This is a genomic window from Robertmurraya mesotrionivorans, from assembly GCF_050971805.1.
Taxonomy (GTDB): domain Bacteria; phylum Bacillota; class Bacilli; order Bacillales; family Cytobacillaceae; genus Robertmurraya_A.
Map to the genome: position 1 here is coordinate 211,363 of NZ_JBPCCH010000001.1, position 26,625 is coordinate 237,987.

The 26,625-nt window shown below is 38.5% G+C and carries 25 protein-coding genes, 1 tRNA gene and 1 other annotated feature; all 26 genes read left to right on the forward strand.

What is annotated here, in order from left to right; translation table 11 throughout:
- The first annotated feature begins 2 nt into the window (after positions 1-2).
- The 26 genes from sdhB to clpX all read left to right on the forward strand — a co-directional run bounded on the left by sdhB (position 3) and on the right by clpX (position 26,513).
- A complete protein-coding gene (gene sdhB / locus ACRX5O_RS01045) occupies positions 3-764 on the forward strand; it encodes a succinate dehydrogenase iron-sulfur subunit (protein ID WP_119709318.1) in 762 nt (253 codons plus the stop codon).
- 121 nt (positions 765-885) lie between these two features.
- Complete coding sequence (locus ACRX5O_RS01050) at positions 886-1,350, forward strand: acyl-CoA thioesterase (protein ID WP_433904247.1); 465 nt, start codon at positions 886-888, stop codon at positions 1,348-1,350.
- A 136-nt stretch (positions 1,351-1,486) separates the two neighbouring features.
- Positions 1,487-1,711 carry a spore germination transcription factor GerE gene (gene gerE / locus ACRX5O_RS01055; protein ID WP_009796032.1) on the forward strand — a complete coding sequence of 75 codons (225 nt, stop codon included), beginning with the start codon at positions 1,487-1,489 and terminating at the stop codon, positions 1,709-1,711.
- 179 nt (positions 1,712-1,890) lie between these two features.
- Entirely contained in the window at positions 1,891-2,340 is a 450-nt protein-coding gene (locus tag ACRX5O_RS01060; RefSeq protein ID WP_119709316.1) for a MarR family winged helix-turn-helix transcriptional regulator, read from the forward strand.
- A 10-nt stretch (positions 2,341-2,350) separates the two neighbouring features.
- Positions 2,351-3,148, forward strand: a complete 798-nt coding sequence (gene racE, locus ACRX5O_RS01065; protein WP_433904248.1) for a glutamate racemase — start codon at positions 2,351-2,353, stop codon at positions 3,146-3,148.
- A 107-nt stretch (positions 3,149-3,255) separates the two neighbouring features.
- Positions 3,256-4,326 (forward strand): GerMN domain-containing protein, encoded by a 1,071-nt coding sequence (locus ACRX5O_RS01070; protein ID WP_433904249.1) that lies wholly within the window; start codon positions 3,256-3,258, stop codon positions 4,324-4,326.
- Positions 4,327-4,435: 109 nt separating this feature from the next.
- Positions 4,436-5,206, forward strand: a complete 771-nt coding sequence (gene rph / locus ACRX5O_RS01075) for a ribonuclease PH (RefSeq protein ID WP_433904250.1) — start codon at positions 4,436-4,438, stop codon at positions 5,204-5,206.
- Entirely contained in the window at positions 5,203-5,805 is a 603-nt protein-coding gene (locus ACRX5O_RS01080) for an XTP/dITP diphosphatase (protein WP_433904251.1), read from the forward strand. Before rph ends, ACRX5O_RS01080 begins: the two co-directional genes overlap by 4 nt.
- 4 nt (positions 5,806-5,809) lie before the next feature.
- Entirely contained in the window at positions 5,810-6,325 is a 516-nt protein-coding gene (locus ACRX5O_RS01085) for a metallophosphoesterase (RefSeq protein WP_433904252.1), read from the forward strand.
- A 126-nt stretch (positions 6,326-6,451) separates the two neighbouring features.
- Positions 6,452-6,528: transfer RNA gene (locus tag ACRX5O_RS01090), tRNA-Arg, on the forward strand.
- A gap of 320 nt (positions 6,529-6,848) precedes the next feature.
- Positions 6,849-7,826, forward strand: a complete 978-nt coding sequence (locus ACRX5O_RS01095) for an ABC transporter ATP-binding protein (protein WP_433904253.1) — start codon at positions 6,849-6,851, stop codon at positions 7,824-7,826.
- Between the two features lie 14 nt (positions 7,827-7,840).
- Complete coding sequence (locus ACRX5O_RS01100) at positions 7,841-8,851, forward strand: ABC transporter ATP-binding protein (RefSeq protein WP_433904254.1); 1,011 nt, start codon at positions 7,841-7,843, stop codon at positions 8,849-8,851.
- A gap of 93 nt (positions 8,852-8,944) precedes the next feature.
- On the forward strand, positions 8,945-10,705 hold the full coding sequence (locus ACRX5O_RS01105) for a peptide-binding protein (RefSeq protein WP_433904255.1): 1,761 nt from the start codon (positions 8,945-8,947) through the stop codon (positions 10,703-10,705).
- 78 nt (positions 10,706-10,783) lie between these two features.
- Complete coding sequence (locus tag ACRX5O_RS01110) at positions 10,784-11,749, forward strand: ABC transporter permease (RefSeq protein ID WP_433904256.1); 966 nt, start codon at positions 10,784-10,786, stop codon at positions 11,747-11,749.
- Positions 11,750-11,759: 10 nt separating this feature from the next.
- On the forward strand, positions 11,760-12,677 hold the full coding sequence (opp4C, locus tag ACRX5O_RS01115) for an oligopeptide ABC transporter permease (RefSeq protein WP_433904257.1): 918 nt from the start codon (positions 11,760-11,762) through the stop codon (positions 12,675-12,677).
- A 344-nt stretch (positions 12,678-13,021) separates the two neighbouring features.
- A complete protein-coding gene (ilvE, locus tag ACRX5O_RS01120; protein WP_119709305.1) occupies positions 13,022-13,927 on the forward strand; it encodes a branched-chain-amino-acid transaminase in 906 nt (301 codons plus the stop codon).
- 8 nt (positions 13,928-13,935) lie between these two features.
- Positions 13,936-14,181, forward strand: a binding site (T-box leader).
- A gap of 98 nt (positions 14,182-14,279) precedes the next feature.
- Complete coding sequence (ilvB, locus tag ACRX5O_RS01125) at positions 14,280-15,995, forward strand: acetolactate synthase large subunit (RefSeq protein WP_433904258.1); 1,716 nt, start codon at positions 14,280-14,282, stop codon at positions 15,993-15,995.
- Positions 15,992-16,510: an acetolactate synthase small subunit gene (gene ilvN, locus ACRX5O_RS01130; RefSeq protein ID WP_119709303.1), complete on the forward strand. Its 519-nt coding sequence runs from the start codon at positions 15,992-15,994 to the stop codon at positions 16,508-16,510. The genes ilvB and ilvN overlap by 4 nt, the downstream gene beginning before the upstream one ends.
- A 35-nt stretch (positions 16,511-16,545) precedes the next feature.
- A complete protein-coding gene (ilvC, locus tag ACRX5O_RS01135; RefSeq protein ID WP_433904259.1) occupies positions 16,546-17,568 on the forward strand; it encodes a ketol-acid reductoisomerase in 1,023 nt (340 codons plus the stop codon).
- Entirely contained in the window at positions 17,555-19,078 is a 1,524-nt protein-coding gene (locus ACRX5O_RS01140) for a 2-isopropylmalate synthase (protein WP_433904260.1), read from the forward strand. The genes ilvC and ACRX5O_RS01140 overlap by 14 nt, the downstream gene beginning before the upstream one ends.
- A 31-nt stretch (positions 19,079-19,109) precedes the next feature.
- On the forward strand, positions 19,110-20,222 hold the full coding sequence (gene leuB, locus ACRX5O_RS01145; protein ID WP_433904261.1) for a 3-isopropylmalate dehydrogenase: 1,113 nt from the start codon (positions 19,110-19,112) through the stop codon (positions 20,220-20,222).
- A 73-nt stretch (positions 20,223-20,295) separates the two neighbouring features.
- Positions 20,296-21,708: a 3-isopropylmalate dehydratase large subunit gene (gene leuC, locus ACRX5O_RS01150; protein ID WP_433904262.1), complete on the forward strand. Its 1,413-nt coding sequence runs from the start codon at positions 20,296-20,298 to the stop codon at positions 21,706-21,708.
- A gap of 16 nt (positions 21,709-21,724) precedes the next feature.
- Entirely contained in the window at positions 21,725-22,315 is a 591-nt protein-coding gene (gene leuD, locus ACRX5O_RS01155) for a 3-isopropylmalate dehydratase small subunit (RefSeq protein WP_433904263.1), read from the forward strand.
- A gap of 96 nt (positions 22,316-22,411) precedes the next feature.
- Positions 22,412-23,452 carry a tetratricopeptide repeat protein gene (locus ACRX5O_RS01160; RefSeq protein WP_433904264.1) on the forward strand — a complete coding sequence of 347 codons (1,041 nt, stop codon included), beginning with the start codon at positions 22,412-22,414 and terminating at the stop codon, positions 23,450-23,452.
- Positions 23,453-23,587: 135 nt separating this feature from the next.
- Positions 23,588-24,871 carry a trigger factor gene (gene tig, locus ACRX5O_RS01165; RefSeq protein ID WP_433904265.1) on the forward strand — a complete coding sequence of 428 codons (1,284 nt, stop codon included), beginning with the start codon at positions 23,588-23,590 and terminating at the stop codon, positions 24,869-24,871.
- A gap of 376 nt (positions 24,872-25,247) precedes the next feature.
- Entirely contained in the window at positions 25,248-26,513 is a 1,266-nt protein-coding gene (gene clpX, locus ACRX5O_RS01170) for an ATP-dependent protease ATP-binding subunit ClpX (RefSeq protein ID WP_433904266.1), read from the forward strand.
- The last annotated feature ends 112 nt before the right edge of the window (positions 26,514-26,625 follow it).

The following is a 26,625-nucleotide window of genomic DNA, read 5'->3' on the forward strand; positions in this document are numbered from 1 at the left end:
ACATGTCTGAAAAAAGAACAGTCGTTTTTAAAATTACAAGACAGGATAGTCCTGACACGGCCCCTTACGAAGAAGAATTTGAGTTAGACTATCGTCCAAATATGAATGTAATTTCCGCATTAATGGAAATTCGTAGAAACCCAGTAAATAAGCAAGGGAAACATACTACTCCAATCACTTGGGATATGAACTGTTTAGAGGAAGTTTGTGGTGCATGTTCAATGGTGATTAATGGAAAGCCTAGACAATCATGTACAGCACTAATCGATCAGTTAGAACAACCGATTCGTTTAGAGCCAATGAGAACTTTCCCTGTTGTTCGTGACCTTCAGGTTGACCGCAGTCGTATGTTTGACTCTTTAAAGAAAGTGAAAGCTTGGATTCCGATTGATGGCACTTATGATCTTGGACCTGGTCCGCGTATGCCAGAAAGAAAACGTCAATGGGCATATGAGCTATCCAAATGTATGACATGTGGTGTTTGCTTAGAGGCTTGTCCGAATGTAAACAGTAAATCAAACTTCATCGGTCCTGCTCCACTTTCGCAAGTTCGATTATTTAATGCTCATCCTACAGGTGAGATGAATAAAGCAGAGCGTTTGGATGCAATCATGGGTGATGGTGGACTCGCGAATTGTGGAAATTCACAAAACTGTGTCCAGTCTTGTCCAAAGGGCATTCCTTTAACAACATCTATTGCTGCATTAAATAGAGATACTACGTTCCAAGCATTTAAAAACTTCTTTGGAAGCGATCAAGTATAAGAAGAGTTATCTTTAGCCCCTTTGTATGTCAAAGGGGTTTTTCATTTGTCAAAAGAGAGGGCCCCTTGTATAATTAAAGAATGAACATTCATTCATTTTTTGATTATATAAGGGGGATTATATGAAAAAGGTGAGCTATATCCACGATTTTGCTACTTGGGAACAAGGTTTCTCCTATTCTAACAAAATAAAAGTTCGCTTTTCAGAGACTGATATGTTTGGACATATGAACAATACGGTTCCATTTGCATATTTTGAAGAATCGCGAATTGAATTTTTTAAACATATTGGTCTTATGCAGGATTGGGTGCAAAAAGAAAGTGCAACGATCCCAATTGTTGCTGATCTACAGTGTGATTTTCTTAATCAGGTTTTTTTTGACGATATTCTTGATATTTTTGTGAAAATCGAATCGGTTGGAAACACATCTATTGACCTTCATTACTTAGGGAAAAAACAAAACGGGGATGTATGTTTTGTAGGTAGAGGAACGATGGTGCAAATGTGTAAGCATACTGGAAAGGGAGTTCCTTGGACTGAAGAAACGAGGGATCGATTTAGACAATCGAACAAAATTCTATCATAGTATTTTCTTAAAAATAAAAATGCTTTCTTTCAAGAATTATAGTCACTACAACCACCTGATGCACATAAGATATGGTGACTAAATATATACCCATCCCGCTGTTCATAGCTGGCGAAGGCAAGGAGGGTTACAATACTTGAAAGAGAATGAATATACTCATAAGCCGTTACTCACCAAACGTGAAAGAGAAGTGTTCGAACTGTTGGTACAAGACAAAACAACAAAAGAGATCGCGGGAGAACTTTTCATAAGTGAAAAAACGGTTCGTAACCACATTTCGAATGCCATGCAAAAGCTTGGTGTTAAGGGGCGATCACAAGCTGTTGTAGAGCTCCTTCGAATGGGAGAGCTAGAACTATAATTCTAGACCGGCTTTCATAATGGAAGCCGGTTTACAATTGTACCCAAATACATTCATAAAATACATTTCTATACTTCCTTCTTGAATTTTAGTGAGAAAAAGGTGAAAATAGTTTAAAAGGCTAGATGTGATTATAATATAGTCATGATCTGAACTCTCAAATAGGGGTTGTGTATTGTATGAAAGTAGAAGAAACAAAAGAGATAGAGATTTTTGCTGATATCGAAAAAGATTTGCGTTATATTGCTGGAATTATTAAGCAAAAGGGTAGAGAAATTTTAAGTAACTATACTATTACTCCACCTCAGTTTGTTGCTCTTCAGTGGTTATTTGAAGAAGGCGATATGACAATTGGTGAACTTTCAAATAAAATGTTTCTTGCGTGTAGCACGACAACAGACCTTGTTGACAGAATGGAAAAAAACAAACTGGTAATGCGTGTGAAGGATCCGAATGATCGCCGTGTGGTTCGTATTCACCTTTTAGAAGAAGGGGAACGAATTATTGACGAAGTGATTAAGAAAAGACAGGTATACTTACAGGAGGTTTTAGTTAACTTTTCTAGCGAAGAAGTGATTCTCTTGAAAAACAACTTAATGAAATTACATCAAGAAATGAAAGAAGAATGAGGCGAGATGTTTGAATCAACCGATCGGAGTTATTGACTCTGGAGTTGGCGGATTAACTGTTGCGAAGGAAATTATGCGCCAACTGCCAAATGAGCAGATCCTCTATGTAGGAGACACTGCAAGATGCCCGTACGGCCCTAGGAGCGGTGAAGAGGTAAAGAAATTCACATGGCAAATGACGAATTTCTTAGTAAATAAGGGAATTAAGATGTTAGTAATTGCATGTAACACAGCGACAGCCGTTGCCTTAGAGGAAATTCAAAATGAACTTTCCATCCCTGTTATAGGTGTAATTTATCCAGGTGCTAGAACGGCCATTAAGGTAACAAAAAACCACCAAATTGGGGTCATTGGGACTGTCGGAACGATAAAGAGTAATGCATATGAGAATGCTTTGAAATCCATTAATAAGAAATCTAAGGTTACTAGTCTTGCTTGTCCAAAGTTTGTTCCTCTCGTTGAAAGTGGAGAAGTGGATGGACCAATTGTGAAAAAAGTGGTAGCCGAAACGCTAGCACCGATTAAGAATAAGGGTCTCGATACGTTGATTTTAGGCTGTACACACTATCCATTGCTTGAAAAGATCATAAAGAAAACGATGGGCCCTACTGTGTCTGTTATTAGCTCTGGTGAAGAAACAGCACGTGAGGTAAGTACCATTCTTTTTTATAATGGATGGCTAACGCCGAATAGGGACGAGCCCGAGCATCAGTTTTATACGACCGGATCAAAGCCTATTTTTAAACGAATCGCTACTAGCTGGTTACACGCAGGTGAATTGTCTGTAGAAACCATTAAACTATCTTAAAGGAAGTCTCCATTTTTGGAGGCTTTTTTTATTTTTTTCTAGTAATCGGTCTATTTTTTTAAAAGGCTCGTATACATGTAGTACAAACTGTCTTGGAGGGATTATGGATGTCAAAGCATAAAAGTACGACAATTGTATCAGCAGTCATTGTTTCGTCCGTTTTATTATCTGGATGTGGTTTATTAGGAGGAGAAAAAAAGGAACAAATCGATCCTCCAAAAACAGTCACGTATACAGACGATAATGGAACAGCAAAAGTAGTTGAAACGGCAGCATCAGAAAAGAGTAGCGAAGAAGTTGCAGAAAAAGGCGTTATGACCGAATTATATTTAGTAGATAAAAATGGCTATGTTGTACCGCAAACAATCGATCTTCCAAAAACGGAGTCAGTGGCCAAGCAGGCTGTAGAGTATCTAGTGCAGAATGGTCCAGTCACAGAAATGCTACCTAATGGGTTTGCAGCAGTTATCCCAGCTGACACTGCAGTATCTGTGGATATAAAAGATAAAGTAGCAACAGTTAACTTCTCAAAAGAATTTAAGAATTATAAGCCAGAAGACGAAATGAAAATTGTTCAATCTATCACCTGGACGCTAACTCAATTCGATTCTATTGATAAAGTAAAACTAAAAATGAATGGTCATGAATTAACCGAGATGCCAGTGAATGGCCTGGCTCTATCTAAGAATGGTTTGACAAGAGATAGTGGGATCAACATGGATACTTCAGAAGTTGTCGATATTACCAACACGAAAGCATTAACTGTGTATTATTTAGGTGGCGAAGAGGGCTCATACTACTATGTGCCAGTTACAAAGCGTATTAGTAATGACAAAAGCGATAATATTACAGCGGTAGTAGAAGAACTTGCCAAAGGACCTACTTATTCATCTAATTTGTTAAGCGAGTTTGTTTCTGATGTTTCTCTTTTGGATAAGCCGGTTGTAGAGGACGGGAAAGTAACTCTAAACTTTAATGAATCTATTATAAATGGTGAGGAAGAGAAAATTGTTTCTGAACATATTTTAAATACACTTGTCCTTTCTTTAACCGAACAAAAGGGAATTGAAAGTGTAGCCGTGACGGTGAATGGCAAGGCGGAATTAGTAAATGATAAGGGTGAAAAGCTTTCAGAGCCTGTGACTCGCCCAGAAAATGTGAATACAGGTAGTTTTTAATAAAATGTTTTTTGATATACTATATAGTGACCAAGTTGAGGAGGCCGGTTATCCGCCTCTTCTTTATTTGGATTTTATCATAAAGTAGTCTTTCGAAGGAGGAAATATTGTGAGAACTGATGGTCGTAAGGCATCTGAGATACGCCCTATACATATTGACACTGAATATCTTATCCATCCAGAAGGGTCCGTACTAATTACTGTTGGTGATACGAAGGTAATATGTACGGCTAGTATAGAGGAGCGCGTCCCTCCTTTTATGAGAGGAGAGGGGAAAGGATGGATTACGGCTGAGTATTCCATGCTTCCAAGGGCTACACAAACAAGAAATATACGTGAGTCATCAAAAGGCAAGGTTTCAGGAAGAACAATGGAAATTCAGAGGCTGATTGGAAGAGCACTAAGAGCAGTCGTTGATCTTGAAGCAATTGGTGAAAGAACGGTATGGATCGACTGTGATGTCATTCAAGCAGACGGTGGTACTAGGACTGCTTCCATAACAGGAGCGTTTGTTGCAATGGCACACGCTTTGAATAAATTGCATAAAGATAGAAAACTTTCAAAGTATCCAGTGGTTGATTTCCTAGCAGCTACGAGTGTTGGAATACTTGAAAACAAAGAAATTGTACTTGATCTTAATTATATCGAAGACTCTGCGGCGCAAGTTGATATGAATGTTGTAATGACAGGGAATGGTGAATTTGTTGAGCTCCAAGGAACGGGTGAAGAATCAACATTCTCTTACAATGAACTTCAGGATTTGTTGAAAATTGCTCAAAGTGGAATTATGGAGCTATTCGAAGTACAAAAGAGTGTGTTAGGTGAAGCAGTTGTTGAGAAAATTGAGGAAGCAAGGGTTAAAAAAGGTGCGAAGAAATGAAAGAAGTAATCATAGCAACAAAGAATAGTGGAAAGGCCAAAGAGTTCGTAAGGATGTTTGAGCCTCTCGGGTTTCAAGTGAAAACACTCCTTGATTATGAGGAGATTGAAGATATAGAAGAGAACGGAACGACCTTTGAGGAAAATGCCATTATAAAGGCAGAAACGGTGTCAAAGCAATTGAATCGAGCCGTTATTGCTGATGATTCAGGACTAGTTATTGATGCACTAGAAGGGAAACCAGGTGTTTACTCTGCTCGTTATGCAGGAGAACAAAAGAGCGATGAGGACAATATGACGAAAGTGTTAAGGGAATTAAATGGAGTTGAGCCCTCAAAGCGCACGGCCCGCTTTTATTGCGCCTTAGCACTTGCTGTCCCAGGCGAGAAAACGATCACAGTACATGGTACTTGTGAGGGTGTGATTTTAGATGAGAAGCGGGGGACACATGGTTTTGGGTATGACCCTATATTTTTTGTAAAAGAAAGAAATAGAGCGATGGCAGAGCTTTTACCTGAGGAAAAAAGTAAGATAAGCCATCGTGCTGTAGCATTGAGTAATTTAGCAGAGCTACTACCAGAAGTGTTTAAGGGAGAGTAGTCCGATGCCAAAGATTCTTATTGTAAGTGATAGTCACGGATTAACGGAAGAATTGAATGAATTAAAGAATCAGCATAAGGATGTCGAAAAATTTATTCATTGTGGTGATTCAGAGCTTTCAAAAAATGATGAGGCCATTGACCAATTCGTTGTAGTAAGGGGAAATTGTGATTACGAGTCGGTGTTTCATCATGATGAGGTTATTGATTTTAAGGGAACGAAATTTCTAGTGACACATGGTCATTTATATAATGTGAAATCTACATTAATGAACTTAAAATATAAAGCAGAAGAAGTGGATGCTAATATCGTTTGCTTTGGCCATTCTCATCTATTAGGAATTGAAAAGATCGGTAATCGTTTGTTTATAAATCCTGGCAGCTTGCGGCTTCCAAGAGGGCGCAATGAGAGGACGTATGTGGTTTTAAACTTAACAGAACAAGAAGTCGATTTTCATGTGTATGATTTTGACCAAGGAGAAATAGTACAACTTCGACAAAGCTTTCAACTTCACAAATAATGACTTTCATCATATACTATTCGAAGGAGAGAAATCTCCTTTGAATAGTGAAATAATATTTTTCAATTAATGTGTTGACTTTTTATTATAAGCCTACTATAATAAAAAATGTCCTCAAGAAAACATGTCCCAGTAGCTCAGCAGGATAGAGCAACGGCCTTCTAAGCCGTCGGTCGGGAGTTCGAATCTCTCCTGGGACGCCATTTACACACCAATAAATACATATTACGCTATAGAAAGTGACAATGTCATTTCTATAGCGTTTTTTTCTATTTCTATATAATTTTAATTGCCAATGATTTTTGTTAATTAGACGGTTCCTTTGTTAGGAATTGTCTTTTTTTATGTAAAGCATTGATGTACTGAAGTGAATCTTTTGTCAGAAAATATCACAATATTTCTAACAATTAAAACTAATTTTAACATTCTATATATTGAAAAAATTTATACATAATAGTATACTTTCTTTCAAGAAGGACGGATACTCAGTCTATTTTTTCTAAGGCAATCGGGGGGTGTGTGGATGTCAGATATGAAATTGTTGGAGGTTAGTGGATTAAAAACTTATTTTTACTTAGAAAATAAAGCAGTCGCAAAAGCCGTTGATGGAGTAGATTTTTATATCAGGCCAGGGGAAACCGTTGCTCTCGTTGGGGAATCAGGGAGTGGTAAGAGTATTACATCCCTCTCCATTATGAAGTTAATTAATAAGCCGGGAAAAATTGAAGATGGTCGAATATTTTTCGGCGGTAAGGATCTGGTGGGGCTTAATGATAAGCAAATGACGAATGTTCGTGGAAAGGAAATCGGTATGATCTTTCAGGAACCGATGACCGCCCTAAATCCTGTTTTTACTATTGGAAATCAAATTATAGAGACTCTGATTCGCCATAAGAAAATGAACAAAAATGAAGCGAGACTACGAGCAATTGAGCTTCTAAAGGTCGTTGGTTTTCCGCGCGCTGAGGAAACCATGAAGGAATATCCACACCAACTATCGGGTGGAATGCGTCAGCGTGCTATGATTGCGATTGCTATATCTTGTGATCCGAAGCTATTAATAGCTGATGAGCCGACAACTGCTCTTGATGTTACCATTCAAGCTCAAATTTTAGACTTGATGGATGAAATGAAAAAGAAATTTAACATGGCTGTATTATTAATTACGCACGATTTAGGTGTAGTAGCTGAATATGCGGACCGAATCATGGTGATGTATGGCGGTCAAATCGTTGAAGAAACAACCATTGAAAAACTATTTCTGTCACCAAAACATCCGTATACTATGGGGCTACTTGCCAGCTTGCCAAGCTTAGAGAAGGAAGTTGATCGACTTGGGGCGATTAAAGGCACTGTTCCTCCAGCGCATCGCTTTCCTGTTGGCTGCAGGTTCTCAGATCGCTGTCCAAAGGTGATGAGCAAATGCCGGGATGTAAACCCGTCTATATATGAAACGGATGCAGAGGAAAGTCATCGTGTCCGATGTTACCTGTATGAATAAGGGGGAGTGTGAAATTGTCAGTCATCGAAACAGAAACAAGGATATATACAGATCAAGATTACATACTTCAGGCAAAAAATATTAAGAAGTACTTTCCCATCAAGGGTGGAATCTTAAAGCATACAATTGGACATGTCAAAGCGGTTGATGACGTTAGTCTTAGTGTATTAAGGGGAGAAACACTAGGCATCGTTGGTGAGTCAGGCTCTGGAAAATCAACACTAGGTAGAGTTTTGCTTCGCTTGATGGATCCGACTGATGGACAAATCGTTTTTGAGGATCAAGATATAACAAAAATGAAATACCGAAAGCTTCGACCAATTCGGAGAGATATGCAAATTGTTTTTCAGGATCCGTTCGCCTCTTTGAATCCAAAAATGAGCGTTTCCGAATTAATTGAGGAACCATTAATTGTTCAAACAAACTTAACAAAGGCAGAACGGAAAGAGAAGACGATCAGTCTTTTAGAAAAGGTTGGTCTTCGATCAGAGGATCGATTTAAGTATCCACACGAGTTTTCTGGTGGACAAAGACAGCGTATAAGCATTGCAAGAGCACTAACATTGAACCCGAAATTTGTTATTTGTGACGAGCCAGTCTCTGCGTTGGACGTTTCGATACAAGCCCAGGTACTAAACTTGATGGCCGACTTACAGGACGAATTTAACTTAACTTATTTATTTATCGCCCATGACTTAAGCGTAGTAAAACACATAAGCGACAGAGTGGCAGTAATGTACTTAGGTCGCATTGCAGAAATAGCGTCGAAGAAGAACCTCTACGAAACTCCATTACATCCATACACACAAGCACTTCTATCAGCAGTTCCATCCACAGACATACTACACAAAAAAGAAAAAATCATTTTAAAAGGAGACTTACCAAGTCCTTCAAATCCACCGTCAGGCTGTGCGTTCCGAACTCGTTGTCCGATGGCTCATGAGAAATGCTCTGAGGTGCGTCCGGAGCTAAATGAGGTGGGGAATGGCCATCTTGTAGCCTGCCACCTTTATACAGGCAAATAAGTGCATTTTGTTATGCGCTTAAGGAGGTGGTGTACGCATCTTAACTGGTTGATTTAGACAAAAATGTTAAAAATTATAAGAGGGGTGAATGGAATGAAGGCAAAGAAAAGTTGGTTGATCATGCTATTGCTTGCGCTAGTTTTTGGTGTACTGGCAGCATGCTCAGGAAACAACGAACCTGCTTCATCAGAGAATGAAGGATCGAGTGAAAAGGAGCCGGTAAGTGGAGGTACAGTAGTTGGGGCAATGGATACAGCTCCAACAGGTTTATTTAACCCTATTTTTTACACAGAGGCATATGAATCTAATATTTTATCATTTACACATGAAGGGCTACTTACGCAGGATAAGAACCTTGATTTTATTCCGAACCTAGCGAAAGAGTGGACATTCAATGATGATCAAACTGAAGTAACATTTAAATTAGATGAAAATGCAAAATGGCATGATGGGGAACCATTTACTGCTAACGACGTTGTATTTACTTATAAAACCATTGCGAGCCCAGGATATGTAGAAGCGGGCGGAGTTCGTACGCAATATGTTGAAAGATTGATAGGTTATGAGGACTTTTCAACAGGAAAAACAACTGATTTCCAAGGGGTTGTTGCTGTTGATGATCATACGGTTACGTTTAAGTTTGCTCAACCAAACGTGTTGGCGCTATCTGATGCTAGCTTTAGTATTATTCCAGAACATATTTTCAAAGATATTCCTGTTGCGGAAATTCCGGAAGCTGGTGCTTCACGTAATCCTGGTGAAGTAATTGGTACTGGGCCATTCCAATTTAGTGAAATGGTGCAAGGAGAGCAATATGTACTTAAGAAATTTGCTGATTATTGGCAAGGAGAGCCTAAGCTTGATAGCGTCATCTGGAAGGTAGTTGACCAAGCTGTTATCTTAGGTTTACTTGAAAACGGTGAAATTGATTTTGTTGCCGATCCAAACGGTTTCCAAGCTGCTGACTATGAAACAGTTGATGCCCTTGAAAATGTTGAAATTATTGAGCAACCTGACTTTGGATACCAGACGATGGGGATGATGCATAATCATCGTTCTAAGGAAGAATCAGAAGCTGGCACAATTAATCCAGCTAACTGGACAGTTAACGAAAAGCTTAAAGACCAAAAAGTCCGTCAAGCGATTGCATATGCAATTAACCGTCAAGGTTTAGTAGATGGTTTATTGTATGGACGCGGAATTGTTCAAAACTCACCAATGGCAACTCAATTCTGGGCTTATGACGATACAACACCAAATCAATATGAGTTTGACCCTGAAAAGGCGAAAGCTCTACTTGATGAGGCTGGTTACAAGGATGTAAACGGAGATGGTTTCCGCGAGGATCCGAACGGCAAGGAATGGGTGCTTAACTTGAATTATCCACTAGGAAACCAAATTCGTGAGCGTTCTGCTCCGATTATTGAAGAGTTCCTAGAAGAGGTAGGAATCAGCATCGACCTTCGCCAGCCGAAGGAAGCGGCAGCCTACTTTGAAGATTTAGAAAAGAATAGCCAAGACTGGGATTTATACTTAATTGGTTGGAGCTTAGATAGTACAGATCCAGATCCAAGTGGATTATGGTCATCTACGGCAGGTTACAACTATTCTCGCTGGAATAATCCTGAAGCAGATCAATTGCTAAAGGATGCATTCACTCCTCCAGATGCATTTGAACAAGATTATCGTAAACAAAAGTATAGTGAGTGGCAAGTTGAGTTCGGTGAAGATCTACCAAGCTTGATCCTATATGCTGCAAATAGCTTATGGGCTCATAACAAACGTCTTCAAGGAATCGATGTACTTCCATACTCGTTCTTAAACGATACTCATCTCTGGTACGTAACGGAATAACAATTGTTGAATAGAGGGAAGAGTGATCGGCAATTATGCCGCGCTCTTTTCTTATTCTGTAAGAATGGAGGGGGAACGGTGTATAAATACCTAATAAGAAGGGTACTCATATTCATTCCGATGCTTTTAGCTTTAACAATTATTGTTTTTGCTTTGATACAGGCGGCTCCAGGTGATCCAATCTCGGGCAAGATTTTTGATCCAAATATTGATCCAAAAGTATTTGAGAAGCAAAAGGAAGCTCTTGGCCTAAATGATCCAATTCATGTTCAATATTGGAACTGGTTGAAAGATGTTTTGCAGGGAGACTTTGGAAAGTCATTTATTTTTAAGGGTAGAGACGTATCTGATCTTATTGCTGAAAGAATAGGAAACACGTTTTATCTAGGAATTTTTACACTTTTTATTACGATTATTGTTTCGATTCCAATTGGAATATACTCTGCAAGAAAACCATATTCGATTCTAGATTATGGTGCAACAACGTTCGGCTTTTTCGGATTAGCTGTACCAAATTTCTTTTTCGGCTTAGTAGCTATCTATGTTTTTTCTATTCAATTAGGGTGGTTGCCTTCACAGGGATCTGTTTCGAGCCCTGGGCTTACAGGGATTGAGCTATTTTTTAATAAACTTCAACATTTAATATTGCCAGGTTTAACGCTCGGATTAGCTGGTACAGCCTCCTACATGAGATTCATGCGTTCTGAAGTATTGGACGTGCTTGGAAGTGATTACATACGGACGGCACGAGCAAAAGGAATGACTGATCGTAATGTCTTGTACAAACATACCTTGCGCAATGCATTAATTCCAATTATTACACTGTTAGGGTTTGAAATTGGGGCATTATTGAGTGGTGCAGTTATAACTGAAGGGGTATTTCAATATCCGGGAATTGGAACATTGTTCTTAAGTTCTATTGGGAATCGTGATTATCCTGTCATCATGGCCATTAATCTAATGTTAGGATTTTTCATTCTCCTCGGGAATTTATTAGCTGATATTTTCTACAGTATTGTTGACCCACGAATCCGCTACGATTGAGGTGAGTAATATGGAACTAAAACAGCAGGAAGCGATGGATACAAACATAGAGGTACCTGTTAAACCAGAGAAAGGAAATAGTCCTTTTCGAATCGCATTAAAACGATTCTTGAAAAATAAGCTCGCAGTCATGGGAGTCTTTGTGTTACTAGCGATCATTTTAGCTGTCACCTTTGCCCCATTGTTAACGGAGCACAGTCCTACTAAGTCAAATCTCTTATTAATTGAACGTCCGCCGAGTGAAGATCATCCATTAGGAAACGATAGTTCAGGGCGTGATAATCTATCAAGACTCCTGTATGGAGGAAGAATTTCACTTATTGTTGGTTTTAGTGCGATGATATTTACTCTCATCATTGGAGTAACACTTGGTTCTATTGCTGGGTATTATGGTGGTAAGATTGATGCGATCATCATGCGTGCAGCAGATATGATGCTTGTATTACCTTTCCTTGTTCTTTGTTTAACCATTGTAGCCATACTGGAAAGAGTGAACGTTGGAATATTTGTAGCTATCATTGCGATCACTTCATGGCCAAACTTAACAAGAATTATTAGAGGTACATATTTATCGCTTCGAGAACAGGAATTTGTTCTTGGTGCGAAAGCGATTGGTGCAAGTGATTTTAGAATAATATTTAAACATTTTATTCCGAATGCAATTGGTCCAATCGTGGTTAATGCGACATTAATGATGGCCACGTATATCATTATTGAATCGGGTCTTAGCTTTATTGGATTTGGAATTCCTCAGCCTACGCCAACTTGGGGAAATATGATTTCAGAGGCTCAAAGTTTACGTATTTTACGAAATAGTCCGGAAGCATGGATACCGCCAGGGCTAGCAATCTTAACGACAGTTTTATGTATTAACTTTATAGGAGATGGTCTAAGAGACGCGTTTGATCCTAAAAGTAATAGAAGGTGAAATAAAGAGCCGACTGAATCATTCAGTAGGCTTCTTTCATTTTTTACTAGAGATGAAAAAGAAATGTGAAGTATTTTTTAAAATTTTTTTAAAATTAGAAATTGTTATTATATCAACATTGTAAGCGGATACAACTAAATTGACTAATCTAAATTATCAAACAATTCGAAAAAATGGGGTTGACGAGTAAATAAAATGGGGGTAAGATAGTCCTCAAATATACAAATCATTTGTAATATTCAAAAGAAAAACAAAGGGTAAAAAGAGTTATTTTCCGAAAAAAAATTTTGTAATTATTTTATTCATTTAAAGCGGTTTAACTTAAATGCAAAGAGGTGTATTTCGTGTCTGAACAATGGATTTTTTTAAATGGCGAATATGTAACTAAAGAGAACGCCAAGATTTCAGTATACGATCATGGGTTTTTATACGGAGACGGTATTTTTGAAGGAATTCGAGTATACAGCGGTAACGTTTTCCGAATGAAGGAACATATGGACCGACTGTACCGTTCAGCAAAGTCAATTATGCTGAATGTACCATACTCACAAGATGAATTCACAGATATTATTGTCGCTACTGTTGAGAAAAATAAAATTGAAGATGCTTATATTCGCGTCGTAGTTTCTAGAGGTGTTGGTGACCTCGGACTCGATCCAAATAAATGTGCTAAAGCGAACGTGGTTGTTATAGTGGAGCCACTTTCTATTTTCCCGAAAGAATTGTATGAAACAGGATTAGAAATTGTGACTGTTGCAACAAGAAGAAACAGACCTGATGTACTTAGTCCAAAAGTAAAATCACTAAATTATTTAAATAACGTGTTAGTTAGAATTGAAGCACATCTTGCTGGTGTTAGTGAAGCATTAATGCTTAATGACCAAGGGTATGTTGCTGAAGGATCTGCTGATAATGTGTTTATTATCCGCGATGGTTGTTTCTATACACCACCAGGATATATTGGAGCACTTGAGGGAATTACAAGAAACGCCGTTATCGATATTGTAAAAGAGTTAGGCTATGAACTTAAAGAAGAACCATTTACAAGACATGATGTTTACACAGCTGATGAAGTGTTTCTAACAGGAACAGCTGCAGAAGTCATTGCGGTAATTAAGGTAGATGGCAGAGTCATTGGCGATGGTACTCCAGGTGCACTTACGAAGGAGTTATTAGTGAAATTTAGAGAACGTGTTGTTTCTGAAGGTGTGAAAGTGTACTCCAAGGAAGCAACACCACATGTAAGCTAAGTAAATAGGGAAAAGCGTTGATAAGGAAAAGTAGTTTCATGAAACATTCCTACAGAGAGCCGGGGTAGCTGGAAGCCGGTGGAAATGACATGAAATGAACTCACCTTTGAGCACTGTCTTGAAAATCTATAGTAAAGGCAGTCGAGTGTCAGACACTCGTTATCAAAACGATCCAATTGTGATCATGAGCGCACGCATTTGCGTGAACAAGGGTGGTACCGTGGATAGGTTTCTCAAGCCTTTCCATCCCTTTAGCCTAGGGTGTAGTAGGCAAAGTAGGGGATGGGGAGGCTTTTTATAATGTTAATTTGTTAGATTATCTAACAAGATTTGAAATAGGGAGGGTCAACAAATGTTGCAAGAAACTGCCTTTACGAAAATGAAGGCTGAAAACGAACCGATTAGTGGTGCAGAATTAATGCTTGAAGCACTAAAGAAGGAGCAGGTAGAGGTAATATTTGGATATCCTGGAGGGGCAGTTCTCCCAATATACGATAAGCTCTATGATTCTAAGATTCTACACATACTCCCTCGCCATGAACAAGGTGGAATTCATGCAGCAGAAGGTTATTCTCGAGTAACAGGAAAACCGGGTGTTGTAATCGCAACATCAGGACCAGGTGCAACTAACATTATTACTGGATTAGCTGATGCGATGATGGACTCCTTACCGTTAGTTGTCTTTACAGGTCAGGTGGCAACAGGAGTGATTGGTACAGATGCTTTCCAAGAGGCGGATATATTGGGAATTACGACTCCCATAACAAAATATAATTATCAGGTTCGTAGTATTGAAGATATTCCTAGAATTGTGAAAGAAGCATTCTACGTTGCTACAAGCGGACGTCCAGGGCCAGTATTAATAGATATTCCTAAAGATATCGCAGCTGGTATAGCAAATGTTCCAGAGGAGCAAGAAATTGTTCTACCAGGTTATCAACCAACTGTTCAACCAAATTATCTTCAGATTAGAAAGCTAACAGAAGCTGTCAGTAGAGCGAAGAAGCCAGTTATTTTAGCTGGTGCAGGAATTCTCTTTGCAGAAGGTTACGAAGAGTTGAAGCAATACGCTGAGCAACAAAATCTTCCGGTCGTGCACACACTGTTAGGACTTGGAGGCTTCCCTGCTGAACATCCTTTATTCGCTGGACTCGCAGGTATGCATGGGTGCTATACCGCAAATATGGCACTGTATGAATGTGATTTACTCATCAATATTGGAGCTAGATTTGATGACCGCCTAACAGGAAACCTGCAACATTTTGCTCCAAACGCTACCGTTGCTCATATTGATATTGATCCTGCTGAAATCGGTAAAAATGTTCAAACGCAAATCCCGGTTGTAGCGGATGCAAAAGAAGCATTAAAGCAGCTAATCGCTCAAGAAGGGAAGCCTCCGGTTCACCAAGAATGGTTGGACACGCTAAATGCTTGGAAGAAAGAGTACCCTTATTCTTATAAAGAAGATGGTCGCTTAAAGCCACAAAAAGTGATGGAAATGCTTTATGAAAAAACAAAAGGTGAAGCGATTGTCGTAACAGACGTTGGTCAACACCAGATGTGGGCTGCTCAATACTATAAGTTTTCAAAGGCGAACCGTTGGGTAACTTCAGGTGGACTTGGAACAATGGGCTTCGGATTACCTGCAAGTATCGGTGCACAATTGGCCTCACCAGATTCGATTGTGTTATCGATCTCAGGTGATGGTGGATTCCAAATGTGTACTCAAGAATTGGCTGTTATAAGAGAACAAAATCTTCCTATTAAAATTATCATCCTTAACAACTCTTCGTTAGGAATGGTAAGACAGTGGCAAGAGATATTCTATGAATCTCGTTTCTCACACAGTAAATTCTCTGGCCAACCTGATTTCGTAAAATTGGCTGATGCCTTTGGAATCAAAGGGTATCTCATTGAAGATGTGGCACAAGCTGAAACGATTTTCAATGAAGTACTAACAAACAATGAGCCAGTATTATTAGATATTCGCATTGATCCAGACGAAAATGTCTATCCAATGATAGCTCCTGGTAAAGGACATCATGAAATGGTAGGTGTGAAACCATGAAAAGAATTATAACTCTAACTGTAATGAATCGCCCAGGTGTGTTAAATCGTATTACGAATCTCTTTTCAAAAAGAAATTATAATATCGAAAGCATTTCTGTAGGTTATTCTGAGCAGGAAGGAATATCTCGCATCACATGTGTTGTTCATGTTGATAATGATGGTGTGCTTGAACAAATAACGAAACAGTTAAATAAGCAAATCGACGTAATCAAGGTCATGGATATCACAGAGCAATCAATTGTCGCAAGAGAGCTAGCATTAATTAAAGTGGTATCAAACTCTTCGACGAGAAATGAGATTTATTCCTTAATACAGCCGTTTCGAGCATCAGTCATTGACGTAAGCAAGGACAGCTTGGTTATTCAGCTTACTGGTGAATCAGATAAAGTCGAAGCGTTTATCGAATTAATTAAGCCATATGGAATTAAAGAATTGGCAAGAACAGGGACAACCGCTTTCCTAAGAGGGACACAAAAACCTTCTCAAGCGATAAAACCATATTCAATCGTCTAAACTAAAAAACTTACTAATGAGAGGAAGAAATAAAAATGGCAAAAATGTATTATAACGGAGACGCAAATCAATCATATCTAAACGGGAAAAAGGTAGCAGTTATCGGATACGGTTCACAAGGTCATGCTCATGCACAAAACATGAGAGAGAGCGGTGTTGATGTTGTTATTGGATTAAGACAAGGAAAATCATGGGAAAAGGCTGAAAAAGATGGTTTCAATGTATATCCAGTAGGAGAAGCAACAGCACAAGCAGATGTAGTTATGATTTTATTACCAGACGAAATGCAACCAAAGGTATATAAGGAAGAAATCGAACCTAACCTATCAAGCCAAGCATTAATGTTTGCTCACGGTTTCAATGTTCACTTTAGCCAAATCGTACCACCAGCTACAAGCGATGTACTATTAGTAGCTCCTAAAGGCCCAGGACACCTTGTAAGAAGAACATACGAGCAAGAAGCTGGCGTACCTGCATTATTTGCTATCTATCAAGATGTAACAGGTAAAGCGAAAGAGCTTGCTTTAGCATATGCTTGGGCGATTGGATCACTAAGAGCTGGAGCTTTAGAAACAACATTCAAAGAAGAAACAGAAACAGACTTATTCGGAGAGCAAGCAGTTCTTTGTGGAGGTTTAACTTCATTAGTTAAGGCTGGTTTTGAAACATTGGTTGAAGCAGGTTACCAACCTGAGCTTGCTTACTTCGAGTGCTTACACGAATTGAAGCTAATCGTTGACTTAATGTACGAAGGTGGAATGGAAAATATGCGTTATTCCATCTCTGATACTGCACAATGGGGAGACTTCGTAAGTGGACCAAGAGTAGTTGACGCTCGCGTAAAAGAATCAATGAAAGAGGTTCTAAAAGACATTCAGGAAGGTAAATTCGCTAAAGGCTGGATCCTTGAAAACCAAGCGAATCGTCCAGAATTCAACGCAATCGTTCAAAGAGAAAATAGTCATTTAATCGAAAAAGTTGGTCGCGAGTTACGTGCTATGATGCCTTTTGTCAATAAGGACAAAAAGAAAGAAGTGGTCGTTAGTGCGACGAATTAAAATATTTGATACAACATTGAGGGATGGGGAGCAATCTGCGGGAGTAAATTTAAACCAAACAGAAAAGCTCGAAATTGCTAGACAGCTGGAAAAACTTCATGTCGATATTATCGAAGCAGGTTTTCCAGCTGCTTCTAAAGGTGATTTTACTTCAGTACAGCAAATTGCGGATACAATTAAAGACTGTTCTGTGACGGGGTTAGCAAGAGCAGTTACTTCAGATATTGATGCAGCATGGGAGGCATTGAAGAACGGGGTAGAACCAAGACTACACGTCTTCATTGCTACATCTCCCATTCATAGACAATATAAATTGAAGTTAAGTCAAGATGAGGTTGTTGAGAGAGCCGTTCAAATGGTGAAATACGCTGCACAGAAGTTTCCTATTATTCAGTGGTCAGCAGAGGATGCTTGTCGTACTGAGTTGCCTTTCTTAGCTCGAATTATTGAAGAAGTGATCCAAGCAGGTGCGAATGTCATTAACATTCCTGATACGGTTGGTTACATTACACCTAAAGAGTATGGGGAAATTTTTCAATATTTACACAACAATGTTCCTTCTATCCATAAAGTCTCGTTATCGGCTCACTGTCATGATGATTTAGGAATGGCCATTGCTAATTCATTAGCTGCAGTTGAAAACGGAGCGACACAAATCGAGGGAACGATCAATGGAATTGGTGAAAGAGCTGGGAATGCAGCACTAGAAGAATTAGCAGTAGCTCTTCATATACGCAAAGATTATTATGATGCGGACACAAGACTACAATTGAAAGAAATCAGCCGTACAAGTAGTTTAATTAGCAAGCTAACCGGTATGGTTGTACCTGCTAATAAAGCAGTTGTTGGTAGAAATGCCTATGCTCATGAATCTGGAATTCATCAGGATGGCGTTCTAAAGGAAAAGTCAACGTATGAGATTATTTCTCCAGAACTTGTTGGGTTCCAATCTAACACATTAGTTCTTGGAAAGCACTCAGGAAGACACGCTTTTAGAAATCGATTAGATGAACTTGGGTTAACAGTTGCAGATGAGGATGTCACTCAATTATTTACTGTATTTAAAGAATTGGCTGATAGAAAAAAAGAGATGACAGACGAAGACCTTGCAGCGATTGTACTCGAACAAAAGTTATCTAAGGATGAGCGTTTTTACGAACTACTGGCGATCCAAGTACAATATGGAACGAATCAAATACCTACAGCTACCGTTACGTTGTCAGGAAATCAAAATGAGATCATCCAAGAGGCATGTACGGGAAGTGGCAGCATTGAAGCGTTATATAATACGTTGGAAAAATGCGTGAATGGTAGTGTCCATTTACTAGACTACCGAATCCAGTCTGTTGGAGCGGGTAGAGATGCATTGGCCCAAGTGTTTGTAAAGCTTAAGTTTAATGGAGAAGAAACAAGCGGTCGAGGATTGGCTCAAGATGTTCTTGAAGCATCAGCCAAAGCATACTTAAATGCGGTGAATCGTGTGATATACATGGCTGCAGTGACTGTTTAATAAATGTACATTTTAATGGAGGGGAAACAAGATGAAGAAGCAGATTGCAGTGCTACCCGGAGACGGAATTGGCAAAGAAGTAACTAAAGGTGCGGTGGATGTACTGCAGGCTATTGGTGATAGATTTGGTCATCAATTTGAATTTACGTATGGACATATTGGTGGAGTAGCTTATGAAGTAACAGGGAGTCCACTTCCAGATGAGACAGTTGAACTGTGTAAGCAAAGTGATGCTGTGCTTTTAGGTGCGGTCGGGGGGCCAAAGTACGATGCTTTGCCTGTACATCTCCGTCCAGAGAGAGGATTACTTAAGATTCGTAAAGAACTTGACCTTTATGCAAACTTGCGCCCAACTACTTTTTATGCGAGTCTAGCTGATTCATCACCCCTTCGCAAAGAAATTATTCAAGATGTGGATATGTTAATGGTTCGTGAGTTAACAGGTGGATTATATTTTGGTAAGCCGAGTGAGCGTCGAACAGTGGATGAGAAAGAGGCAGTGGTTGATACTCTTTTTTATAAGCGTGAAGAAATGGTTAGGGTTATTGAATTAGCCTTCCAACTAGCGGACAAACGAGGGAAGAAGGTTACATCTGTTGATAAAGCGAATGTATTAGAATCAAGCAGAATGTGGAGAGAAGTAGCCGAGGAAGTGGCAAAACGCTATCCAACGGTAAAACTTGAGCATATGCTTGTAGATAATGCAGCGATGCAATTAATTAAAAATCCAAAGAGTTTTGATGTTGTTGTTACTGAGAATTTATTTGGGGACATTTTAAGCGATGAAGCTTCTGTATTAACGGGATCTTTAGGAATGCTTCCATCCGCTAGTTTATCTGAAAATGGTCCGTACTTATATGAACCAATTCATGGGTCTGCTCCTGATATTGAAGGGAAAAATATTGCGAATCCTTTAGCGGCTATTCTTTCAGCGGCAATGATGCTTAGAGTTTCGTTTGGTCTAGAAGAAGAAGCAGCTGCTGTTGAAAAAGCGGTTGATGAAGTATTAAATGCTGGATTGCGAACAAAAGATATTTTATCAGAAGGAAAAAGAGCGGTGTCTACGTCAGAAATGGTAGCTGAAGTAAAGGCATGTATTTTAGGCCATGAAACAATTTCAAGTATTATGGGTGCATACGCATAAATTCTGGCTAACAATGAATATCTAAACGACACGGCCTATCGCGCCGTGTCTCTTTTAAAAAGGAGGTAAAATGATGGGGAAATCAATAATTGAAAAGATTTGGGATTACCATGTTGTACAAAAAGAAGAAGGGAAACCAGACTTACTCTACATTGATTTACATTTAGTTCATGAAGTTACTTCTCCACAAGCATTTTCAGGACTAAGAATGAAAAATAGAAAGGTTCGTCGACCGGATCGAACTTTTGCTACAATGGATCATAATGTGCCAACTGTAAATAGAAAGCAAATCAACGATGTGGTGGCAAAGAATCAAATGACGACACTTGAAAAAAATTGTCATGAGTTTGGTGTTCCTTTAGCTGATTTAGATAGCCCTGACCAAGGGATCGTACATGTTATCGGTCCAGAGCTAGGGTTAACTCAGCCTGGGATGACAATTGTTTGTGGAGATAGTCATACTTCCACACATGGTGCATTTGGTGCATTAGCATTCGGAATTGGTACAAGCGAAGTGGAGCATGTTCTTGCCACACAAACTCTTTGGCAATCAAAGCCGAAAACTTTAAGGCTAGAAATTAACGGAAAACTTTCAAGTGGAGTTACAGCGAAGGATGTTATTCTTTATGTCCTCTCAAAATATGGAGTTCAGTTTGGAACAGGTTACGTTATTGAGTATTGTGGAGAAGTAATTGAAAGCCTCTCAATGGAAGAAAGAATGACCATTTGTAATATGTCAATTGAAGGTGGAGCTAGAGCAGGGTTAGTAGCTCCGGATGAAACGACATTCTCTTATCTAAAAGGTAGAAAATTTGCTCCGTCAAAAGAAGAGTTTGATAGATACGTAGAGCATTGGAGTGCTTTTACATCTGATAAGGATGCAAAGTATGATCGAGAAATTGTAATAGATGGTTCTGATATTTCACCAATGGTTAGCTGGGGTACAAATCCAGCAATGACAGCTAAAATAGAAGACTCTATTCCAACAGTTGCAGATTACGAGACAGAAATTGAAAAGAGCTCACTTGAAAGAGCATTACAGTATATGGGCTTAAATCAAGGGCAAAAAATCGAAGATATTAAAATTCAGCATGTCTTTATTGGGTCTTGTACAAATTCAAGAATTGAAGATATCCGTAAAGCAGCAGAAGTTGTAAAGGGACAAAAGGTACATCCTAGTGTACGTGCACTATTGGTTCCTGGATCTCAAGGGGTCAAGCAACGAGCTGAAGAGGAAGGTTTACATCAAATCTTTATTGAGGCTGGGTTTGAGTGGAGAGAATCAGGTTGTAGTATGTGCTTGAGCATGAACGATGACGTTGTTCCTCCGGGAGAGCACTGCGCATCTACTTCTAATCGTAACTTTGAAGGTAGACAAGGGGCAGGAGCTCGAACGCACCTAGTTAGTCCAGCAATGGCTGCAGCAGCTGCGTTACACGGTCATTTTGTTGATATTAGAAAATTAACTCCTGCAGAAGTACGATAAGGAGGGAGGAAAAATAATGTTTACTATTTTTGAAGGCGAAGCCGTTGCACTTGATCGTGCACATGTAGATACGGATCAAATTATCCCAAAACAATTTTTAAAAAGAATTGAGAAAACAGGATTTGGAAAATATTTATTTTTTGACTGGAGATATAACAGTGATGGCTCCGATAATCCTGAGTTTGAATTAAATCACCCGTCAAAGAAAAATGCTTCCATTCTAATTGCGAATGAGAACTTTGGATGTGGCTCATCAAGGGAGCATGCTCCATGGGCTTTATTAGATTATGGTTTTAAAGTAGTTATCGCACCATCGTTTGCCGATATCTTCCACCAAAATTGCTTGAAAAACGGTATGCTTCCAATTGCATTAGAGGAAGAAAAAGTGAAGGTATTATTAGAAAAAGGGAAAAACCCAGACTATAAATTAAAAATTGATTTAGAAAACCAAACAATAAGTGATTCTGAAGGTCTATCAGAAGCATTCGAGATTTCTTCTTATTGGAAAAAGATGCTGATCAATGGCTGGGATGAGATTGAAATTACCCTTCAATTAGACGAGCAAATTAATACCTATGAAAAGAATAGAGCATTGTTAACAAAGTAAATAAATGGCCACAGCACTAGCTGTGGCCATTTATTATTTTGTTTTTATAAAAGATTCTGCTAAACTTACCTCAGGTTAAGATAAGGGGTATGGTAGATGAAAAAAAGGGAACGGGCTCGTAAGGACGGAAACGTAGTGTTTTTCCCCAATTTAGAAAAGAGGCTTTTCGAAAAAGGGTTAGACCATATTCAAAAAAAGCAATTTAGAGACGCATTACCTTATTTTGAAGAAGCAAAAGAGCATGATCCGGAAAACAGTGATATTTGGTTTGCCTTAGTTCTGGCTTATTATGAATCCGGGGTATATGAAAAAGCAAAAGAATATACAGAAGAAATGCTAAGGGTAGGAATTGGAGAGTATTTTCAAACGGTTGATATGCATATTATGGTTCTTGTACAGCTAAAAGAATACAACCGTGTTGTACATACCATAGAGGTACTGTTAGAGGAGCATGAAGTTCCAGTTGAGAAATACGAGCATTTTAAAAGACTGCTGGATTTTAGTAGAAGAATGGTTGATGCAGTAGAAGAAGAACAGCCGATAGAACCTGAATATGAAAAGGAAATCAGGCAAGTCGCTCCCAAATCGCTAAATTTATTCGATCCAAAGGACGAGAAGGAGCTATTGTTACAAGTGGCTAACCTTGCATATCAAAATATTCAACCTGTCTTAGAGGAAATACGTAACTACCTGCAGTCTAGTGAAGGCCAACCTTTTATTAAAACGATGCTCTTACATGTACTTAAAGAACATCAATATCATGAGCAAGTGATGGTGTCTAAGCTAAGTTCTTCAATGGAGGTAACCCCTAAGGAGCTTTACGATTTGAGGGATCATCAACAAAAAATAGAGGCCTCAAAGATTTTATCGGAACAACTTGAACAAGAGAATCCCACGTTACTAGAACAAGCAATTAGTTTAATAGACCGTCATATTTTTATATTGTATCCATTTCCTTACCCCACGAGTGATATGAGAGCACTTGCTGCCGCGTATCATATATTAGTTTTGATGTTTTTCGCACAGGACTATTCGATTGAGGAAATGAGTGATGTTTATCAATCATCTGAACAAGACATTGAAACATTATTACGATATATACAAGAAATTGAAGAATTTTCTTATCCTATTATTTAGTCTAGGATGTTGAAACGATTGCAACCTATGTTATAATGTAGTGGTTGTAATAACTGTATATTAAAAACAAGCTTACATATTCATCTAAATTAGTAACGAATGAAAATGTAAATAGATTTTGGAGGGAAAGTTCGTATGTCTGTGAAGTTTGAAAAACTAGAAGGGAACCAAGGGGTTCTTACAGTTGAAGTAGATGCAGCAAAGGTTAATGAAGGATTAGACGCTGCATTCAAAAAAGTAGTAACAAAGGTAAATGTACCTGGTTTCCGTAAAGGAAAAATGCCTCGTGCAATGTTTGAAAAGCGTTTTGGAGTTGAGTCTTTATATCAAGATGCAATTGATATTCTTCTTCCAGAAGCTTATGCAAACGCAGTTGAAGAATCTGGTATTGATCCAGTTGATCGTCCTGAAATCGATGTAGAGCAAATTGAAAAAGGCAAAAGTTTTATCTTTAAGGCAACTGTTACAGTTAAGCCGGAAGTAAAGCTTGGTGAGTACAAAGGACTTGAAGTAGAAAAAGTTGAAACAGAAGTTACTGACGAGGACGTTGCTAACGAGTTAAAAACTCTTCAAGAGCGTCAAGCTGAGCTTGTAGTAAAAGAAGAAGGCAAAGCTGAAAATGGAGATACAGTAGTAATGGACTTTGAAGGTTTCGTTGATGGTGAAGCTTTTGAAGGTGGAAAAGCTGAGAACTACTCACTTGAGTTAGGTTCAGGTCAATTTATTCCTGGTTTCGAAGAACAATTAGTTGGTCTAGCTGCTGGAGAAGAAAAAGATGTAGAAGTTTCTTTCCCAGAAGAATACCATGCTACTGAACTAGCTGGTAAGCCTGCAGTATTCAAAGTGAAAATTCATGAAGTAAAAGGAAAAGAACTTCCTGAGCTTGATGATGAGTTCGCAAAAGATGTGGATGAAGAAGTTGAAACACTTGATGCGTTAAAAGAAAAGATTAAGAATCGTTTAGTAGATTCTAAAAAGCATGAAGCAGAGCATCACGTACGTGATTCAGTTGTTGACAAGGCAGCTGCAAATGCTGAGGTTGACCTTCCAGCTGTAATGATCGATACGGAAGTTGATCGCATGATGCAAGAATTCGAACAACGTTTACAAATGCAAGGTATGAACCTTGAATTATACTTCCAGTTCTCAGGCCAAGATGAAAATGCTCTACGTGAGCAAATGAAAGAAGAAGGCGAAAAGCGTGTACGTGTTAGCCTAACTCTTGAAGCAATCGCGGCTGCAGAAAATCTTGAAGTTTCTGAAGAAGATGTAGATGCAGAATTAAATAAAATGGCTGAAATGTATAATATGACTGTTGATAACATTAAAGCTGCTTTAGGAAATGTAGATGGAATTAAGGGTGACCTTAAAGTAAGAAAAGCTGTTGAATTCTTAGTTGAAAACAGCAAAACGGTTTAAAATATATCATAAAAAATGAACAAGGCGCGATTGAATCGTGCCTTGTTTTATACAATTTACATACTTATAAAATCAATTAGCATGACATATACATAACTAATACAGAAAAAGAAGTTTTTAAAGATTTAGTAAAAACTTCCGATTTAACTTTAGAATTTATGGTTAAGATTAACTAGTACATATTTATTTACTTTTGCAGATATGAAAATGTTTTCCTTTTCAAGAGTTATCATTTCCTGTCCACCTAGTAAATGTGATACAATGCAATACATAACTATTGATAACAATTGAATAAAGAATACTGTACGTAAAGATAAAAAACAATTATATCTGCAGCAATTTATGTGTTTTAGACGCTTTTCAAGGGGTGAAGAAATTGTTTAAATTTAATGATGAAAAAGGACAATTAAAGTGTTCCTTCTGTGGTAAAACACAAGACCAAGTTCGAAAACTAGTTGCAGGTCCAGGTGTGTATATATGTGACGAGTGTATCGAGTTATGTACTGAAATTGTGGAAGAAGAACTTGGAACCGAAGAAGAAGTAGAATTTAAGGATGTTCCGAAGCCAAAGGAAATCCGCGAAATTTTAGATGAGTATGTAATTGGTCAGGATCAAGCAAAGAAGAACTTATCGGTTGCTGTTTACAATCATTATAAGCGCATCAATTCAAACAGCAAAATTGATGAAGTTGAGCTTTCAAAAAGTAATATAGCAATGATCGGACCTACAGGTAGCGGAAAAACGCTTCTTGCACAAACATTAGCAAGAATTTTAAATGTTCCTTTCGCTATTGCTGATGCAACATCACTTACTGAAGCTGGTTACGTAGGTGAAGATGTTGAAAATATCCTACTAAAGCTTATTCAAGCAGCTGACTATGATGTTGAGAAGGCTGAAAAAGGAATTATCTATATTGATGAGATCGATAAAATTGCTCGCAAATCTGAAAATCCATCAATTACTAGAGATGTATCTGGTGAAGGAGTTCAGCAAGCTCTACTAAAAATCCTTGAAGGAACGGTGGCAAGTGTACCACCTCAAGGCGGAAGAAAGCATCCACATCAAGAGTTCATACAAATTGATACTACTAACATTTTATTTATTTGTGGTGGAGCATTTGATGGCATCGAACCAATTATTAAAAGACGTTTAGGTCAAAAGGTAATCGGTTTTGGATCAGATGTGAAAAAGAAAGAAGTAGAAGATAAAGATCTTCTTTCTAAGGTATTACCAGAAGACCTTTTACGCTTCGGATTAATTCCTGAATTTATTGGACGCCTTCCAGTTATTGCAAGCCTAGCGCCGTTAGATGAAGACGCATTAATCGAAATTTTAACGAAGCCGAAAAATGCTCTCGTGAAACAATACCAAAAAATGCTTGAACTAGACGATGTAGAGCTAGACTTCGAAGAAGATGCTCTTAAGGAAATCGCGAAAAAAGCAATTGAACGTAAAACGGGTGCTCGTGGACTTCGTTCTATCATTGAAGGAATTATGCTTGACGTAATGTTTGATCTTCCTTCAAGAGAAGATATTACCAAGTGTATCATTACGAAAGAAACCGTAGTTGATAACGGTGTACCAAAATTAATCCTTAAAGATGGAAGTATTCTTGAAGAAGAACGCAAAACATCTGCATAAAATATATTAGAACCGTAGCTAATGACTACGGTTCTTTTTTTGCTCTCAAAAGTAAAATACTTCAATCTTTGTTTATTCCCCTCTGCAGAGGGAGATACTAGCTTATAACTAC

Bases quoted from the DNA above. Each gene is read 5' to 3' on its own strand.
- sdhB (WP_119709318.1), top strand. From the start codon at position 3: ATGTCTGAAAAAAGAACAGTCGTTTTTAAAATTACAAGACAGGATAGT.
- ACRX5O_RS01050 (WP_433904247.1), top strand. From the start codon at position 886: ATGAAAAAGGTGAGCTATATCCACGATTTTGCTACTTGGGAACAAGGT.
- ACRX5O_RS01060 (WP_119709316.1), top strand. From the start codon at position 1,891: ATGAAAGTAGAAGAAACAAAAGAGATAGAGATTTTTGCTGATATCGAA.
- ACRX5O_RS01070 (WP_433904249.1), top strand. From the start codon at position 3,256: ATGTCAAAGCATAAAAGTACGACAATTGTATCAGCAGTCATTGTTTCG.
- ACRX5O_RS01080 (WP_433904251.1), top strand. From the start codon at position 5,203: ATGAAAGAAGTAATCATAGCAACAAAGAATAGTGGAAAGGCCAAAGAG.
- ACRX5O_RS01085 (WP_433904252.1), top strand. From the start codon at position 5,810: ATGCCAAAGATTCTTATTGTAAGTGATAGTCACGGATTAACGGAAGAA.
- ACRX5O_RS01095 (WP_433904253.1), top strand. From the start codon at position 6,849: ATGTCAGATATGAAATTGTTGGAGGTTAGTGGATTAAAAACTTATTTT.
- ACRX5O_RS01105 (WP_433904255.1), top strand. From the start codon at position 8,945: ATGAAGGCAAAGAAAAGTTGGTTGATCATGCTATTGCTTGCGCTAGTT.
- opp4C (WP_433904257.1), top strand. From the start codon at position 11,760: ATGGAACTAAAACAGCAGGAAGCGATGGATACAAACATAGAGGTACCT.
- ilvB (WP_433904258.1), top strand. From the start codon at position 14,280: ATGTTGCAAGAAACTGCCTTTACGAAAATGAAGGCTGAAAACGAACCG.
- ilvN (WP_119709303.1), top strand. From the start codon at position 15,992: ATGAAAAGAATTATAACTCTAACTGTAATGAATCGCCCAGGTGTGTTA.
- ilvC (WP_433904259.1), top strand. From the start codon at position 16,546: ATGGCAAAAATGTATTATAACGGAGACGCAAATCAATCATATCTAAAC.
- leuB (WP_433904261.1), top strand. From the start codon at position 19,110: ATGAAGAAGCAGATTGCAGTGCTACCCGGAGACGGAATTGGCAAAGAA.
- leuC (WP_433904262.1), top strand. From the start codon at position 20,296: ATGGGGAAATCAATAATTGAAAAGATTTGGGATTACCATGTTGTACAA.
- leuD (WP_433904263.1), top strand. From the start codon at position 21,725: ATGTTTACTATTTTTGAAGGCGAAGCCGTTGCACTTGATCGTGCACAT.
- ACRX5O_RS01160 (WP_433904264.1), top strand. From the start codon at position 22,412: ATGAAAAAAAGGGAACGGGCTCGTAAGGACGGAAACGTAGTGTTTTTC.
- tig (WP_433904265.1), top strand. From the start codon at position 23,588: ATGTCTGTGAAGTTTGAAAAACTAGAAGGGAACCAAGGGGTTCTTACA.